Source organism: Nonomuraea insulae (assembly GCF_042656245.1).
In genome coordinates, this window is record NZ_JBHSPA010000106.1 from 1 (window position 1) to 15,375 (window position 15,375).

Genomic DNA, 15,375 nt, shown 5'->3' on the forward strand with positions numbered 1-15,375 from the left:
ACGACATCGCCGCCATGACCGGCGGCACCCTCTACATCTGGAACGGCGAAGGCGGCAACAAGTTCGGCACCGGCACCGCCATCGGCCCGGGCTGGACCCCCTACTTCTGACGCGGATGATTGACGGGCCGGAATCTCGAGACCGAGAATCCGGCCCTTTCGTCTGCCCGCCGGCCGAATCGGATCAGCGGGCCGGAGGCTCCCCGGCCTCACGGGCATCAAGGGCGGCGAAGACGGCCGACGCCTCAGCGATCACGATCTCCGCCGCGGCGGTGTCGCCGCGTGCGGCCAGCACAGCCGCCAGATCGCGCTTGGCCCGGGCCACGGGAAGTGGCGTGTGGAGCTCCTCCGAGATGGCGATCGACCGCGTGAGGTGAGCTTCGGCGAGATCCAACTGGCCGATCGACAGATGAAGCTCGCCGATGGTGCGTTGCATGAGAGCTTCGCCGTACCGGTCGAGATGGCTCCTGCACACCTCCATGGCGTCGACGAGGAGGGACAGGGCGGCGGCTCCGTGGCCCTGCCGGATCTGCGCCTTGACGAGTGATTGGACCGCGAAGGCGGCCATGAGCGGGTCGCCGATGGCCCGGAACATGTCCAGGGCCTGGGCGCTGAGCTCGGCGGCCTCGGCGTGGTTGCCCAGGGCGCGATGGGCGAGGCTCGTGGTGCGTAGCGTGAGCGCCTCCCCGCGCTTGCCGCCCGCCCGGCGATAGGCGTCCAGCGCCTGGTCGAGCAGCGGCCACGTCTCCTCGTACTCGCCGAGTTCGAGATGGATGGCGGCGGCCATTCTCGCGGTCGCGCCGATCGCGGAGTGGTCGCCCAGCCGGCGGAAGATCGCCGCGGATCTGGTCAGGTGTCCAAGGCCTTCACGGAGGCGGCATTGTTCGCGGCAGGCGGTGCCCATGCCCGCCAGGGCGACGGCCTCGCCCCTGACGTCTCCGGCTTCGACGAAAAGGGGAAGGGCCGCGGACAGGTACTCGTTCACCTGGTCGAAACGGTCCAGCTTGTAGGAGATGTGCCCCAGCCCCGCGAGCAGGACCGCCTCGCCGATGCGGTTCCCGGCGCGACGGGCGGCTCCTAGCGCGGCTTCGTGGCTGCTACGCCATTCGCTCAGCCGGTTGGCGACGAAGACGTGGGAGAAGGACAACGCCGCGGCCAGATCGCAGGCGGCGACGTCCAGGTCCAGTGACGCGGCGCGGGACACGGCCACGATGAGGCAGGGCGCCTCGGCGTCCAGCCACGCGGCCGGATCGGCCGCCGCCGGGTGGGCGACGAGGTCGTCGACCGGGTAGGCCGACGCGTAGTCGCTGCGCAGGGTGACCTCGCCGGAAGGCACACGGGAGTCGATCTTGTCTATCAACCAGAGCCAGCTGCCCAGGGTCCGCGAAACGGCCGCCGCCCGCTCCTCTTCTGAGTCGTGCGCCTCGGCACACTCCGCGGCGAAGACCCGCAGGAGATCGTGCAGCCGGTAGCGGGGCTGCCCGGTGGCGTCGAGCGCGGCGAAATCCACGAGTTGGGCATCCACCAGGCGTTCGGCGATGTCGTCGGCGTCAGCGGCCGGAAGATCCATGAGCGGAGCGATGATCCACGGCGCGAAGTCGGGCACCCCCAGCAGCCCGAGCCTGCGAAACGCCGTTCTGGCCTGTTCGTCCAGCAACCGGTAGCTCAGGCTGACGCTGGCCCTCACCTCCACGTCCCCGGCGGTGAGCTCGTCCAGTCTCCGGCGCTCGTCGGTGAGCCTGGCGGCCATGGTGGCCAGGGGCCAGTGCCGCCGTGTGGCCAGCCGCGCTCCCACGGTCCGCACCGCCAGGGGCAGCAAGCCGCACAACCGGACGATCTCACGGGCGGCCTCCGGCTCGGAGGCGACGCGGTCGTTCCCCGCGACAGCGCCGAGGAGCGCGAGCGCGGCTTCGCCGTCCATCATGTCGAGATCGGTCATGTACGCCCCCGCCAGGCCCGCGAGGCGTCCCCGTGAGGTGATCAACACCGCGCAGCCGGCCCCGCCGGGCAGCAGCGGGCGGATCTGCTGCTCGCTTCTGGCGTCGTCCAGCACCACCAGCACCTGCCGCTGCGCCATCAGGCTGCGGTAGAGGTCCGCCCTTTCCTCCGGTGACTCGGGCTGAGCCTCGTGCTCGATGCCGAACGCGCGCAGGAAACGGCCGAGCACCTCCTGCTCGGTCGCCGGAGTGTCGCTGGTGCCGCGGAGATCGGCGAAGAGCTGGCCGTCGGGATAGCGCTCGGCGGCCCGGTGCGCGAGATGGATCGCCACGGCGCTCTTCCCCACCCCGCCCTTCCCGGAGACGATCAGGACAGGCGGCGCCGTACGGCTCGCGGTCAGCATCGGCATCAGGCGGGCGATGATGTCGCCCCGGCCGGTGAAATCCGGCACGTCCGGCGGAAGCTGCTTGGGCGCGAACCGCTGCCTGAGGTATGGCGGAGCCGCGCCGGACAGCGTGGGATCACCACGGAGGATGGCCTCCTGCAGCTCGCGTAACTCGGGGCCGGGATCGAGGCCCAGCTCCTCGGCCAGGGTCACGCGTCCGCTATCGAAGATCGCCAGGGCCTCGGCCGATCGTCCCAGCCGGTACAGCGTCGTCATGAGCTGGCCGCGGATCCGCTCCCGTGTCGGATGGGCGGCGACCAGCGCGGTGAGCTCCGCCACCAGGTCGCCGTGGCGGTCCAGGAGCAGTTCGGCGGCGATGCGCTCCTCGATGACGGTCAGGCGGAGCTCCTCCAGACGGGCCGCCTCCGCCTGGAGGGTCTCGCCGATCCCGCCCAGCGCGGGCCCGCGCCACAGCGCCTCGGCCGCGCGCAGCGCCTGCTCGGCGTCCTGGTGCCGGCCTTCTCCCGCGGCCAGCCGTCCGCCCGCCACGAACTGCTCGAACAGGTGCAGGTCGAACCGCTCGCCCTCGAAGTGCAGCAGATAGCCAGGAGGGCGAGTCGTGATCACTTCCGGGCGCAGCCTGCGCCGCAAGGAGGAGACGTAGGTCTGGACCAGTTCCCGGGCGGTGGAGGGAGCACGATCGCCCCAGATGAGGTCCACCAGCCGATCGACCGACACCACCCGCCCGGGGCTGAGGAGCAGCGAGGCGAGGAGCGCGCGCGGTTTGGGCCCGCCCAACGGCACCCGTTGCTCTCCGTCCCAGACCTCGACGGGCCCGAGCAGGCGAAATTCCATCGATACCTCTCATCCGAGGAATTGCAGCGAACTTACAGCGGACCATCTCATGATCAATGAGGAACGCGAGTGAAGGGCCGCAAGCAATGACAGATGAATCAATCGTGCTGATGTCGGACCGCCGCCTGTTGGTCATTCCGGTGATCGAGTGCGGCGAACCACTGTTCGACCTGCGCAAGGTCCCGGAACTGGCGCTCGACGACCGCCAGGCCGATGACGCCGGCGCGTACGCCCGGCTACGCATCGGGCTCGTCGACCGGTTGTTGTCGGTTCAGGAGCTTCTGCCGGCGGAGCGACGGCTGCTGATCGTCGAGGGCTACCGGCCGTTGGCGTTGCAGCAGCACTACTTCTCCCGGTACGCCGCCCGCCTCCGTCACGACAACCCGTCGTGGAGCGAGGAGCATGCGCACATCCAGGCCAGTCGCTCGCTCGCGCCGCCTGAGGTGGCCCCCCACATATGCGGGGCCGCGGTCGACCTCACGCTGATCGACACCGGGGGCGCCGAACTGGACATGGGCACTCCGGTGAACGCCGGACCGGAGGAGAGCGGCGGCGCCTGCTACACGCATCATCCGGCGATCTCCTCTGAGGCGCGGGCCAACAGGCGCCTGCTCGCCCAAGCGATGAGCGCGGCAGGGTTCATCAACTATCCGACCGAGTGGTGGCACTGGTCTTACGGCGACAGGTACTGGGCGTTCGCGACGAGTGCCTCCGCGGCCCTCTACGGGCCTCTCGAGTGGCCCGTCGCATAAGGACCGCAGGGGAAATCCGCCGGGCCAGAGTACGTTCCTCCGGTATAGACCCGGTATGCCGGCGTCGCCGGGCTCAGCGTCCGTGCCGGAGCGACCACTGCAGCCGGTGCCGGGTGGCGGCCCTGCGCGCCGTCGCCGACGCCTCCGCCGGCACCCGGTCGGTACGCCAGGCGGCCAGCGTCTCCAGCATGCCCTCGACGAAGCGCCGGCCCAGCCCGGTGACGGTCCCGCTCTTGAGCAGCGTCAGGCTCGCCTCGTGCGCCGCGTCCCGCCACCGTACGAACTCGCTGTGCGCCATCTCCGGATCGGGCGCCAGGTGACGCTCCGCCCGCCAGAACCCGGCCACCCCCATGTGCGCGTAGGCGCCCTGCAGCAGCGCCGCCGCCGGTCGCGGGTCGTCGCGCCACGGCGCGTAGAAGTGTCCCCGCGCGCCCGGCCGCACCAGGTCGAACAGGTCCATCAGCATGGCCAGTTTGGCGTGCTGCACCTCGTGGGCCAGCGCGAGCGCGGCGGACCTGGCGTCGTGCGGCCACGACATCGCCACGCTGCCGTACGCCGTCCTGGCCGTCGCGCTGCGCGTGCCCGCCCGCGGCGGTGAGATGGGCACCAGGACCTTGGTGATCGCGTCCAGTGTTCGCGCGACGGCGGGATGGCCGGCCTCCAGGATGTCCCTGGCCTGCCCGATCAGCAGTTCCCAGGCCGCCGCCTCGGTTCCGGTCAGCCGGCCCAGGGGCGGGATGGGGCCGGGGAACCGCCAGGGGTCCACGTCGTCGAGCAGCAACCCGATGTCGCGTACGCCCTCCCAGCGCGGTTCGGCGGTCAGCAGGACACGCTCCCCGTCCACGTCGAGGTAGGGAGGGGTCAGCGTGACGGGCTGGCCGTCGGCCACGCCCGGCAGCACGAGCCGCCCGACGCCCGGCAGCACGACCGCCCCCGCTTCGGCGGGGAAACGCGCCGTGATCGGCAGCCGCGCCAGCAGCACGGCGCTGCCCGCGACGGCCGCCAGCCGCTGCGGGGCCGCCTCCTCCCGGCGGGCCAGGGCCGCCAGCGTGGCCGAGGCCCACGTGCCGAGCAGCGGATAGCCCAGCACCTCGGCCGCCGCCGCGGGGCCGGCGCGCTCGACGCGGGAGAGCAGCCGGTACCCGTCCGCGGCGGCTCGCGCGCCGGGATGGCCGAGCGCGCGGCTGCGGGCCACCACCGCGCGCAGGAGGAGCACGTTCTTGCTGCGCTCCACGTCGGCCAGGCCGGCCGGTGCGCCACCGCCGCGCGCGAGGTCGTCGAGGGCGGCGGGGGAGAGCCCGAACCCGGCGATCACGCGCGGAGCCGTACGAGGTCGCCGGCCACCCTGTCGCCGATGTGCTCGATCAGGCGGTAGAGATCGGGGCAGTAGACGCTGGGGCGGTCGAACCCGGCCCCGGCGCGGTAGCGGTGCGCGACGTGCCCGCCACCGCACACCCGCAGGCGCGGGCAGGGACGGCAGGCGGCCGGCGGCGGTCGCCTGACCGCCACGCCCGGCACGTCGAAGACGGCGTCGAAGGGGTCTGTGGTGACGTGCAGCCCGGTCAGGGGCGCGCCGTGGTAGGCGGACTTCAGCGCGTCGCTCTGCTCGATCGAGCCGTCGCTCTCCACCACCACGACGGCCGCGGGCTCCGGCCCGATGCCCTCGGTTCCCGACCGGCCGCCCAGCACCAGCACGAGGATCCCCTCGAGGATCCGCACCGCCGTCTCCGCCGGGGCCGTGCCGTACCACCGGTCGAAGACGGCGATCAGCCAGTCCGCGTACGGCGTGCCGCCCCCGGGCACCCGTCCTGGCGGCGGCTGGGACCAGTTGCCGTGGGGGAGCAGGAAGTCGACGGCAGGCGGCCGGAGGCGGATCAGGTCCTCGTAGACCTCGACCGGGTCGTTGCGCAGGTCCACCGTGCACAGCAGACCGGCGAAGCGCCCCTCGCGGGCGGCCAGCGCGCGTACGGCCGTGTGGACCCGGTCGTAGCTGCCCTGTCCCGTGCGAGTCCTGCGGTGCCGGTCGTGCGCGGCCCGCCCGCCGTCCATGCTGACGCCGACCCGGACCCCGAACTCGTCGAACAGGTCGAGGAATCCGGGGCCGAGGCGCAGGCCGTTGGTCTGCACGGTCAGGTTGGCTCGTACGGACATCTCACTGAGGATCGTCAACAGGGCGCGGAGGTGCGCGGGTCCGCACAACAGCGGCTCGCCGCCGTGCAGGACCACGTTGACCGAGGTGAGGCCGTGCGCCGCCGCGTGTTCGCCGATGCGGGCCGCGGTCGCCGCCGCGATCTCGGTGCTCATCATGAGGGGACGGCCACGCCAGCTCTGATCAGCGGATTCGTAAACGTAGCAATGATCGCAGGCCAGGTCACAACGACTGTGCACCTTGAGAACGAACGTGCGAAAACTCTCCGGCATGGCTGCGCGAAATAACTGCACTGCTGTCCAATGCTACGAGGAACGCTTAGCGGATAATATCCAGGCAACCGGAATTTGACTATGATTTCGGTCCTGGGGGGACAGGTGGATGAGATTCTCCGCTCAGAGCTGCCGGATCTGTCCGGCCTCGACCTGGAGGCGGTGGCGCAACTGCCCGACAGCGCGCTGAGTCGCGCCTTGCGCAGGCTGCTGACCGACCTGGACGATCCATCGGAAACTTATTTTCTCGGCCACGACACATGCCTGCCCGGCACGGGTAAGGATTAGGGTCGCAACTCAATGTGCGCATAGAGCAGAGGCGTGGCGGTGGAGACGATGACGAAAGCGCGCGTGATCGCATTTTTCTCGACCCGGCCAGGTCTCGGCCGGACCATGGCGCTGTGCAACTGCGCGCTTCTGCTCGCCGAGGCGGGAAAACGTGTCCTCGTTCTCGATGAGGAGCCGGATGCGCCCGCCCTGCGCCGCTATCTGAGCCGTTTCATGCCGGACCGGCCGCGCGAGCCGCGCACGGCGGGGCCAGGCGACTGGTCGGGCATGGAGGTCTCCGTCGACTCCAGCCGCCAGGTCGTGCACCATGCCGTGCTGGACGGCCAGGAGATCGACGCGTCCGCCCCCTACGACTACGTCCTGGTCAACCTGCGGCCCGGCGCCGAGCCGTCCCCACTCATCCGCTCGTGCGACATCGGGGTGGTCTGCTTCTGGCTCAGCCCGCACGGGATCGACGAGGCCGCGGCGATGGCCCGCCAGGTGCAGCTCGCCGGCACCCCGGTCACGCCGCTGCCCACCATGGTCTCCCACGAGAGCGACGACCTGCTGCGGGTCGCCCGGCAGCGGGCCAGAACGGGCTTCGGCAAGGACGTCGAGGTCGAGGTGCCCTATGACAGCGCCGCCTACTTCTCCGACGACCTGGCCGTCATCACCGAGCCGCCCAGCTCGGGAGGCAGCCAGCGGGTGGCCTACGAACGCCTGGTGGAGCGGCTCAGCGGCGGCGCGGTGACCACACTGCGGCACGTGTCGGTCGTCTACGTGCCGGGTTACGACGTGTGGGCGGAGTGGCTCGGCGCCCAGATCGATCTGTGGGGCGTCCGGGTCGACACCGTTGTCAGGGCCGACTACCTCCTGCGCACCCCGGTCGATCTGCTGGCCGGCGACGCGCACACGGTCGTGCTGTTCGTCGGCCCGGCCGACGAGCCCACCGGCCTGGACTGGCAGCACCGCCGTGGCCGCCCGTCGCCCGTGCCTGGCCGGGGGCTGATCCGCGTACTCCTCGACGATCGGGGCCCCGACTCCTCCCCGGCCGGTGAGATGGAGGTGGACCTGCGCGGGTTGCACGAGGCGGAGGCCGCCGCGGAGCTGCAGGCCAAGCTGGGCGTGAGCGGCTCGTTCGTGACCGGCGGCGAGGGCGCGGGCGCGGCCCGCTTTCCCAGCAGGCCCCCGGTGCTGTCCGAGCTGCCGCAGCGCGAAGAGGGGTTCACCGGCCGGCAGGCGCTGCTGACGGAGCTGCGGGCCGGACTCGGCCCCCGGTGGGACCGCACGGGACGCTGCGTCGTCCACGGTGAGGAGGGCCGCGGCAAGAGCACGCTGGCGCTCGAGTTCGCGCACCGTTTCCGCGGCGCGTACGACATCGTCCACTGGATCCACGGCGAGGACGCCTTCGCCACCCGCGAGAGCCTGCGGCGGCTCGTCCAGGAGCTCGGCCTGCCACCGCGCGAGGACGCGGTCGCCGTGCTGAACGAGCACCTCGCGACCCCGGAGTCCGGCCGATGGCTGCTGATCTTCGACGACGTGGACCGGCCGGAGGCGATCGAGGGGCTCATTCCCCAGGGCCCCTACGGCCACGTCATCGTGACCTCGCGCTCGGCCGGGTGGCCCGCCGACTTCACCCCCGTCGAGGTGGGCCGGCTCACCCCGGCCCACGCCATCAGCCTGCTGACCTCCGGCGACGAGCTGCTCAGCGAGAGCGGCGCGGCCAAGATCGGCGCCACCGTCGAATATCTGCCCCTGGCCGTCTCCATGGCCAAGGCGTGGATGGACCGCGAGCTCACCAGCACCCAGCGGCCCCGCCGCACCATCGAGGACCTGCGTACGATCACGGTCGACCGGTTCCTGTTCACCTTCCACCGGATCAAGCGCGAGCTCCAGGCGCAACACCGCCCTGACGACGTGCACGCGATCATGGTCGAGCTCATGCTCGACCTGCTGCGCGGCGTGCCGGGCGGCACGGGCGCGCCGTGGCTGCTGGAGGCGCTGACCTTCGTCTCGGCCGACGGCGTCCCGCTCACCATCGCCCACTCCACGGCCTCGCGCGACTACGCGGTCTCCCTCGTCGACGAGTACGGCGACGGCCTGATGGTGGACGCGCTGCTGAGGCTGCTGCACGAGCACGCGCTGGCCCGGGTGGAGCCGGGCCCCAAAGGGCGGCTGCGCGTGCATCGCGTGATCGCGAGCCTCGTCCGCGCCCGCATGAGCGACGAGCACGTGCGGGCGCGCAGGCAGCAGGTGCTCACGTTGCTGGCCAGGCACGCGCCCGCCGAGACCGAGGGACCCGACGCCGAGCTCTTTGCCGAGCTCGGCAAGCACCTGTTCACCTCCGGCGCGCTCGACAGCTTCGACGAGATGGTCCAGCGCTGGATCATCGGTCAGGTCCGCTACCTGTTCCTGCAGGACGATCGCAGCTCGTGGAACCAGGCGGTCGTCATCGGGGACCGCGCGCTGGAGAACTGGAGCGCTCCCGGCGCCGAGGTCAAGTCCGACCTGCTCAACAGCCTGCGCATGCATCTGGCCAACGCCCACCGTGCGCTCGACCGGCCCGAGATCGCCTTCGCCCTCTCCCGGCAGGCGCTGCAGGAGCTGAGCGGAGCCCGGCGCGTCCAGCCCCTCAGGTACATCGCGGCCCAGGTCCACGCGGCCGACCTGCGCGCGATCGGCGACTTCGACGAGGCCTACCACTGGGACGCGGTGGCCTGGGAGGGCATGACCCGGGTGTTCGGCCCCGATCATGAGTGGACGAGCAAGGTGCTCAACAGCCTGGCCCTGTCGGCCTCGCTCAACGGCAAGCCGCACCGCGCGTACGAGCTGGCGAAACAGCGCATGGACCGGCGGCGCGCCCTGTTCGGCGACGGCGATCTCGGCCTGTGGCGCACCGTGCTGACGGCGGGGGTGCTCCTTCGCGACCTCGGCCGCTACGCCGAGTCCTACGATCTCGTCCGCTCCGGCCTCGACCACCTGGCGAGCAGGAGCGCCAAGGGCGACCCGCGCAACCTGCTCATGCTCCGGCTGCAGACCAGCCTGGCCGCCGCGGAACGCATGCTCGAACGCCCCTTCGAAGCGCTGGCCCGCGACCGCGAGACCCTGGAGGAGCTGCGCTCCCTGGTCGGCGGGCAGCATCTCTACACGCTGCTCTGCCAGGCCAGCTTCGCCGCCGACCTGTACGCAAGGGGCGAGCACGCCGGCGCGGCCGACAACGCGCGGCGCGTGGTGACCGGGCTGGCCGCCACGCAGCCCGAGCATCCCTTCACCTACGCCGCGCGGGTCAACCTGGCCACCTACCTGGGCTCCGCCGGGGAGAGCGCGGAGGCCAGGGAACTGGCGGGGCGGGCACACCAGACGTTGCGCGGGCGGCTCGGGCTCCGGCACCCGTACACACTGGCCGCCGCGGTGACGCTGGCCAACCAGCTGGTGGAGAGCGAGCCGGCCGAGGCCCTCGCGCTGGAGGAGCGGGCGTGGGACTATCTGGCCCGGGTCTTCGGCCTCGATCACCCGTGGGTGCTGGCCGTACAGGAAAATCTCACCAACACCCGGCGCCGTCAGGTCGGCCATCCAGGCGCGGAGGCCGACGTCCGCAACTGCGTCGAAATCGAGATTCTCGGAAACTGACATGCGGGAGGCGGACTTGAGGACGACTCGCTCGCCCTTCGCCCACATCGGGCACGAAAAACTGATCGCGCTCTGTAAGGAGGAGCTGCCCGGACTGCCGGGAATCGAGGTGCTCGCCTTCTACGACTGCGGTTTTCACGTGTTCACGATCGCCGAATCGGACGACGAGGAACGACAGGCGCTGGAGCGCGCCTTCCGTCAGCTCATCACTGAGTTCGTCCGGTTCGACGGGCTGGTTCGCGACTTCGGCACGGGCGAGCTGATGCGTGTCGTCGTGCAGAGCGACGCCGCGGCGGTGCACTGCGGGCACGTCTTCGAGGAGGAGTACCTGATCGGCATGACCCGCGACCTCGCCCTGGTCGAAGAGATGGACGAGGCGGTCTCTCACCTCGTCACCCGGATCAGGAAAGAGATCTATCTGCAGGCCGACCAGCTGCCCGGCGGCCGGCGCGGCCCCCGCGAGACGCCCGGCCTCGAATCCGCCGTGCTGAAGACCGTGGCGGGCGAGGCGACCGACTCCGACCTCGTCACCGACCTGCTGACCTTCCTCGGCGCGACCGTCGACGTGAACGACCTGCACTACGTGGCCGTCTACCGTGAGTGGCGCTTCATCTGCTCGGCCGACGTCATCGACAGCCCGGCGCTGGCGCCCTGGTTCGGCGGCGCGGAGGGCACCGAGGGGGCACGCAAGCTCTACCAGGACTTCGCCACCCGCCTGCGCTCCGACCTGCCCGAGCTGGCGTACTCGCTGAGGCAGTTGTCGGAGGAGCCGATCCGGCGGCTCGTCCTCGACGTGGTCTCGGGCGCGATCTACGCCTACCCGCTGCCCAACAGCCGGGGTTTCGCCGTCGGCGTCACGGTGTTCCAGCCGGAGGTCTTCGTCGCGGAGAACCGGCTGCGCGAGGGGATCGACCGCATCGCCGACCTGCTGGGGGCGGGCTGACTGTGTCGCCCCGGCGTATGGCCGTCAGGCCCGCCGGGCATTATCGTCGATCACGGCAGCCACCTTGGGGAGGCAGCGTGCGTCCCTTGATGACCGACCCGGCCACCGCCCGGCTGGCGAAGGGCGTCGGTGTCGCATTGGCCGGGTGGGCCGTCGCCTCCCTGGGCCTGGGCAGCCCCGCGGGCCAGCCCGTCTTCCTCTACGGCGTGACAGCGCTGCTCTGCGTGGGCCTGTACGGCAGCGTTCACGGCATCTCCCGGGAGACGCTGGCGGGCGACGTCAGGACGGTCGTCCTGGCCGTCACCGTAGGCGTCCTGCTGAAGACCGCGCTGATCGTGGCCGTGATGTGGGTGTTCTTCGGCCATCCGGCCGTCATCCTCCTGGGCCTGGCGGTGGCCCAGATCGATCCCCTGTCGGTGAGCGCGCTGATCGGCCGGGCCCGGATGTCGAAGCGCGCCAAGTCCCTGCTGCTGGCCTGGGCCTCCTTCGACGACCCGATCACCGCGCTGCTGACGGTCTACCTGTCGTCCCTCGTGCTGAACCGGCCCGGCGGCGGATTCGGTGACTACCTGACGAACCTGGGGCTCAACCTGCTCTTCGCCGGGGTCGTCCTCGCCGTGTGGTGGTCCGCCCGGCGGTGGTCCGGCGCGAGGCGGGCGCGGCCCGGGCTGATCCGGCTGTTATCCCTCGTGCTGCTGATCGGGCTGCTCGCCTTCGCCACGGCGCAGTTCCTCGTCCTCGGCATGGCCCTCATCGGGCTGTTCTACCGGCCGGATCTGGGGGCGCTGCTGGACAGGGCCATCACGGGTGCGTTCTACCTGGCCACCTTCGCGATGGGCACGCTGCTCGTGGCCGGGATCGAGCCGGGTATGGCGCTGGTGCTCGGCGTCGCGGCGTTCGCGTCGCAGATCGTGGTCGGCGGGCTGCTGATCACCCGGGGCCTGCCGCCCCGCGACCGGGTGAGCCTCGCGCTGGGCCAGCAGAACGGCATCACCGCGATCCTGCTCGCGCTGACGCTGGCGCCGGCGTACCCGCAGGCCGTGGCGGTCATCGCGCCGGCCGTGCTCGTGATCAACGTGCTCCACGTGGCGGCCAACGCCGGATGGCAGCGCCTGCTCACAGGCGGGCCGAGGAGACCACGCCCTTCAGCACCCGCCGCCCGAGTTCATCGAGCACTCGGGCTCGCTCGTCCGGCCTCGGAGAGCGCGCGCCCGGCTCCAGAACACGCACAAGAGCCACCTCACTGAGCGGCACCGAGGGCAGCGCCTGCACGGTCACCTCGAAGGTGCGGCAGATCGCCTGGAGCTCCTCCTCCTGCTCGGGGCCGAGCCGTCCCGGTGACACCTCCTCCAGGAACAGCGCCACCCTCTCCTTGAACGCCTGCACGAGCAGCCGCTGCACCACCGCGGCGCCGGCGGCCTCCATCAGGTCGCGCGAGGCCAGCCGGCGCCGGGCGCGGAGGCTGGCCTCGTTGCCCGAGGGGTTGTCGAAGACGTCATGGAGCAGCCGGTCGAGCTCACCGGTCGTCTCCGTGACCGCGCCGGCCCGCTGGAACTGCTCGTCCACGGCTGGCGGCAGCGGCGGGAGATCCGCACCGGCGCCGGGGCGGGCCACCGAGGCCGCTCTGAGCCCGGCCACGGACTCGTGCAGCTGGTCGATCATGTTCTGGGTGGCGCTCTGCTGCCTGCCCAGCCTGTCCATGCGCTGACGCAGGCCCTCCAGCACGTTGTCCTCCGCCGAGGCCGCCAGGCGGTCGATCGCGGTTTCGAGCGTCGCCCTGAGTCTCTTGCCGAACTCCTGCACGTCGAACAGCAGCGGCTGGCGGCCGATCAGGTTGGAGACGCCGGTGCGCATGGGCGTGGTGAGATGGCCGTTGACCACGGCGATCAGCTCGCACGGCATCTGGCTGGCCTTCACCGCGGCCACCCTGCGCTCGAAGTGGGTGTCGTCGCCCGCGTTCAGCAGCGAGCGGGTGATGAGCACGGCGACCGCCGCCCGGCCGTCGGCGTAGCGGACCCAGAAGTCGATGGGGTCGGTATCGGCGGCCAGCACCACGTCGGCGCGGAAGTCGAGGCCGCTGTCCTCCAGGATCCGCCGCACGGTGGTGCTCACCTGCTGGGCCGGGAACTCGTGGCGCTGTCTGACGGCCTCCCTGATCGTGGCGGTGGTCACCGGTCTGCGGCTCGACTCGACGAGCGCCTGCGCCCGCCGGAATAGCGAGAGGATCTCGCGCGGATTGCCGTCGGTCATCTCCACCAGGCACTCGGCCACGGGCCTGGTGACCTCCACTCCGCGCTTGCGGATCAGATCGATCGTCGCCTCGCGGTCGAACGGCGAGGGTGTGATCACTCTGGTTCGTTGTAACGTGCCCTGGCTGACCAGGGGCAGGCTGTCGGTCGGGCCACAGTAGACCAGCAGGCCCTGGGAGTCGATGAACACCTTCACCAGCTCTTCCAGGGAGTTGACCGCGTTCTCGCGGACCTGGCCCTCACCCCCGAGCAGCTTCTCGAACTCGTCGATCACCAGGACCATGCGGCGGCGGATCCGGCCACCGAGGTAAACCAGCACGGACAAGGTGTGATAGGCGTCGGCCGAGGTGACCAGCTGGCGGTTGACGCCGCGCTCGCGCAGCTCCTCGCTGGGCGGCGCGCCGCCCAGCCACTCCCAGACGGCCTCGGTCAGCTCGTCCATCACCATGAGCGCCAGCGCCGTGGCCCACAACGAGTGCTCGGTCAGATGCCGCAACATGCGGCGCAGCTCCTCCTGGAGCACGCGCTTGGTCAGGTGGAAGTGCTCGACCACCTTGCGCGGGTCGAGCGTGCCTTCCCGCAGGCCTGACCTGATCTCGCCGGCCAGCTCGGGGCCCGCCTGCTCCTCGTCGATCCGCTCGGCCGTCACCTGGGCGTAGTAGTCGATGACCAGGTCGTGCAGCCGCTCGCGGCCGAACTGTTCAAGAAGGATGTTGCGGAAAAGGTAGCCGAACTCCGAATGCGGGGTGTCCAGCTTGAGGACGATGGTGTCCTCGCGGCTCTTGGAGATGCGGTCGAGCAGTGACATGGCCAGATGGGTCTTGCCCGACCCCAGATCGCCGATCACGGCCAGTGCCCGGCCCGACTCGCCGAGCTCCCCGCCGCCGGTGGCCAGGTAGGCGGTGACGAACCTGTACGCGCTGTCGAAGGCGGGGGTGACGACGGTGATCCCGGTCGGATCGGCGTCGTCGCCGAGGCGCAGCGTGTAGGTGACGGCGACCTCCGGTCCGTCCGGTGGTTGGCTGTCCGTCATGACTTCTTGTCTTTCTCCAACTGGGCGAGGAGGCGCTCCATCATCTTGCCGCTGAACGCCTTGAGCTTCGCCGGTGTTATGTCGCTCTGACCGTAATCATCAAAAAAGATGGCCAATTGTTCCAGCGCTCGACTGGGTGTCTTGAAGGGGCGCACCGCTTCGGAGAGCTCGTTCATTTCCGCGTCCCCCAGGGAGACTCGACGTTTGGTGAGAATTGCGCGAATGTCGTATCCCCCGCCGTCCAAAAGGCCGACCGGCAGGAAAATTCTATGACAGGTGGGATGCCTGCCGAACTGATTGATAATCATCGTGGGATCGTCCGTGGACGACTCGGCGAAGAAGACCATCCGCTTACGTGCCAGCTCCTGGAAGCTCCGCACCCACTTGAGCTGCAGTTTCTCAGGAAGGATGACGATCGCCACCGCGTTGTGCTTGTCGAGGACGTCTCTGATTCGTCCATACGCCACATTGGGATCATCGACCGCTTCCCTGAGCTTGTCGACGTCTTCCTGGACGGTCCACTCTTCTTCCTCAAGCAGGACATTCATCTGGCGGGCCAGCCATAACGCCATTTGCTGGAAATCGGTGCAGTCCTCGTGGCCCGTGGACTGGCCGTAGTGAAAAACGGTGGCCCGCTCCAGCGAGCGCTCATGGGCCAGCAGGTACGCGCACCTCTGGATGAACGTGCTCTTGCCGACGCCGGGCGGGCCGTGCACCAGGATCAGGTGGCCGCGGGTCCGCAGACGTTCGTTGGTGACGGAGGCGTCGAACATGTCGTACAACTCCCGCATGCCATCGATGAACGCGAACAGCGGCAGATGGTCCACCCTCTCGTCGAAGAGCAGCAGCGGCCCGTTGTAGGGGGCGCCGTCCGGGCTGGGGAGGTGGATGGGGTTGGTCATC

9 protein-coding genes are annotated in these 15,375 nt (G+C 70.4%); 4 read left to right on the top strand and 5 right to left on the bottom strand.

The window, feature by feature from the left end; genetic code table 11:
- Window positions 1–183 precede the first annotated feature (183 nt).
- Window positions 184–3,177: an AfsR/SARP family transcriptional regulator gene (locus ACFPZ3_RS60000; RefSeq protein ID WP_379523414.1), complete on the bottom strand. Its 2,994-nt coding sequence runs from the start codon at window positions 3,175–3,177 to the stop codon at window positions 184–186.
- Between the two features lie 86 nt (window positions 3,178–3,263).
- On the opposite strand from ACFPZ3_RS60000, the gene ACFPZ3_RS60005 reads away from it, so the two are divergent.
- Complete coding sequence (locus ACFPZ3_RS60005) at window positions 3,264–3,929, top strand: M15 family metallopeptidase (RefSeq protein WP_379523415.1); 666 nt, start codon at window positions 3,264–3,266, stop codon at window positions 3,927–3,929.
- Window positions 3,930–4,002: 73 nt separating this feature from the next.
- Here ACFPZ3_RS60005 and ACFPZ3_RS60010 read toward each other — a convergent pair whose 3' ends face one another.
- Together ACFPZ3_RS60010 and ACFPZ3_RS60015 are read right to left on the bottom strand one after the other, a co-directional pair.
- Window positions 4,003–5,244, bottom strand: a complete 1,242-nt coding sequence (locus ACFPZ3_RS60010; protein WP_379523416.1) for an aKG-HExxH-type peptide beta-hydroxylase — start codon at window positions 5,242–5,244, stop codon at window positions 4,003–4,005.
- A complete protein-coding gene (locus ACFPZ3_RS60015) occupies window positions 5,241–6,350 on the bottom strand; it encodes an FxsB family cyclophane-forming radical SAM/SPASM peptide maturase (RefSeq protein WP_379523417.1) in 1,110 nt (369 codons plus the stop codon). The genes ACFPZ3_RS60010 and ACFPZ3_RS60015 overlap by 4 nt, the downstream gene beginning before the upstream one ends.
- Window positions 6,351–6,431: 81 nt before the next feature.
- On the opposite strand from ACFPZ3_RS60015, the gene fxsA reads away from it, so the two are divergent.
- The 3 genes from fxsA to ACFPZ3_RS60030 are packed head-to-tail and all read left to right on the top strand — an operon-like array spanning window position 6,432 to window position 11,190.
- Window positions 6,432–6,638: an FxSxx-COOH cyclophane-containing RiPP peptide gene (fxsA, locus tag ACFPZ3_RS60020; protein WP_379523418.1), complete on the top strand. Its 207-nt coding sequence runs from the start codon at window positions 6,432–6,434 to the stop codon at window positions 6,636–6,638.
- A 48-nt stretch (window positions 6,639–6,686) separates the two neighbouring features.
- A complete protein-coding gene (fxsT, locus tag ACFPZ3_RS60025) occupies window positions 6,687–10,247 on the top strand; it encodes an FxSxx-COOH system tetratricopeptide repeat protein (protein WP_379523419.1) in 3,561 nt (1,186 codons plus the stop codon).
- 16 nt (window positions 10,248–10,263) lie between these two features.
- On the top strand, window positions 10,264–11,190 hold the full coding sequence (locus tag ACFPZ3_RS60030) for a hypothetical protein (protein WP_379523420.1): 927 nt from the start codon (window positions 10,264–10,266) through the stop codon (window positions 11,188–11,190).
- Window positions 11,191–12,306: 1,116 nt separating this feature from the next.
- Here the strand turns inward: ACFPZ3_RS60030 and ACFPZ3_RS60035 are convergent.
- Window positions 12,307–14,472, bottom strand: a complete 2,166-nt coding sequence (locus tag ACFPZ3_RS60035; protein ID WP_379523421.1) for a hypothetical protein — start codon at window positions 14,470–14,472, stop codon at window positions 12,307–12,309.
- Window positions 14,469–15,374, bottom strand: coding sequence for a P-loop NTPase family protein (locus tag ACFPZ3_RS60040; RefSeq protein WP_379523422.1), 906 nt, complete (start codon window positions 15,372–15,374; stop codon window positions 14,469–14,471). The genes ACFPZ3_RS60035 and ACFPZ3_RS60040 overlap by 4 nt, the downstream gene beginning before the upstream one ends.
- Window position 15,375: the final 1 nt, after the last annotated feature.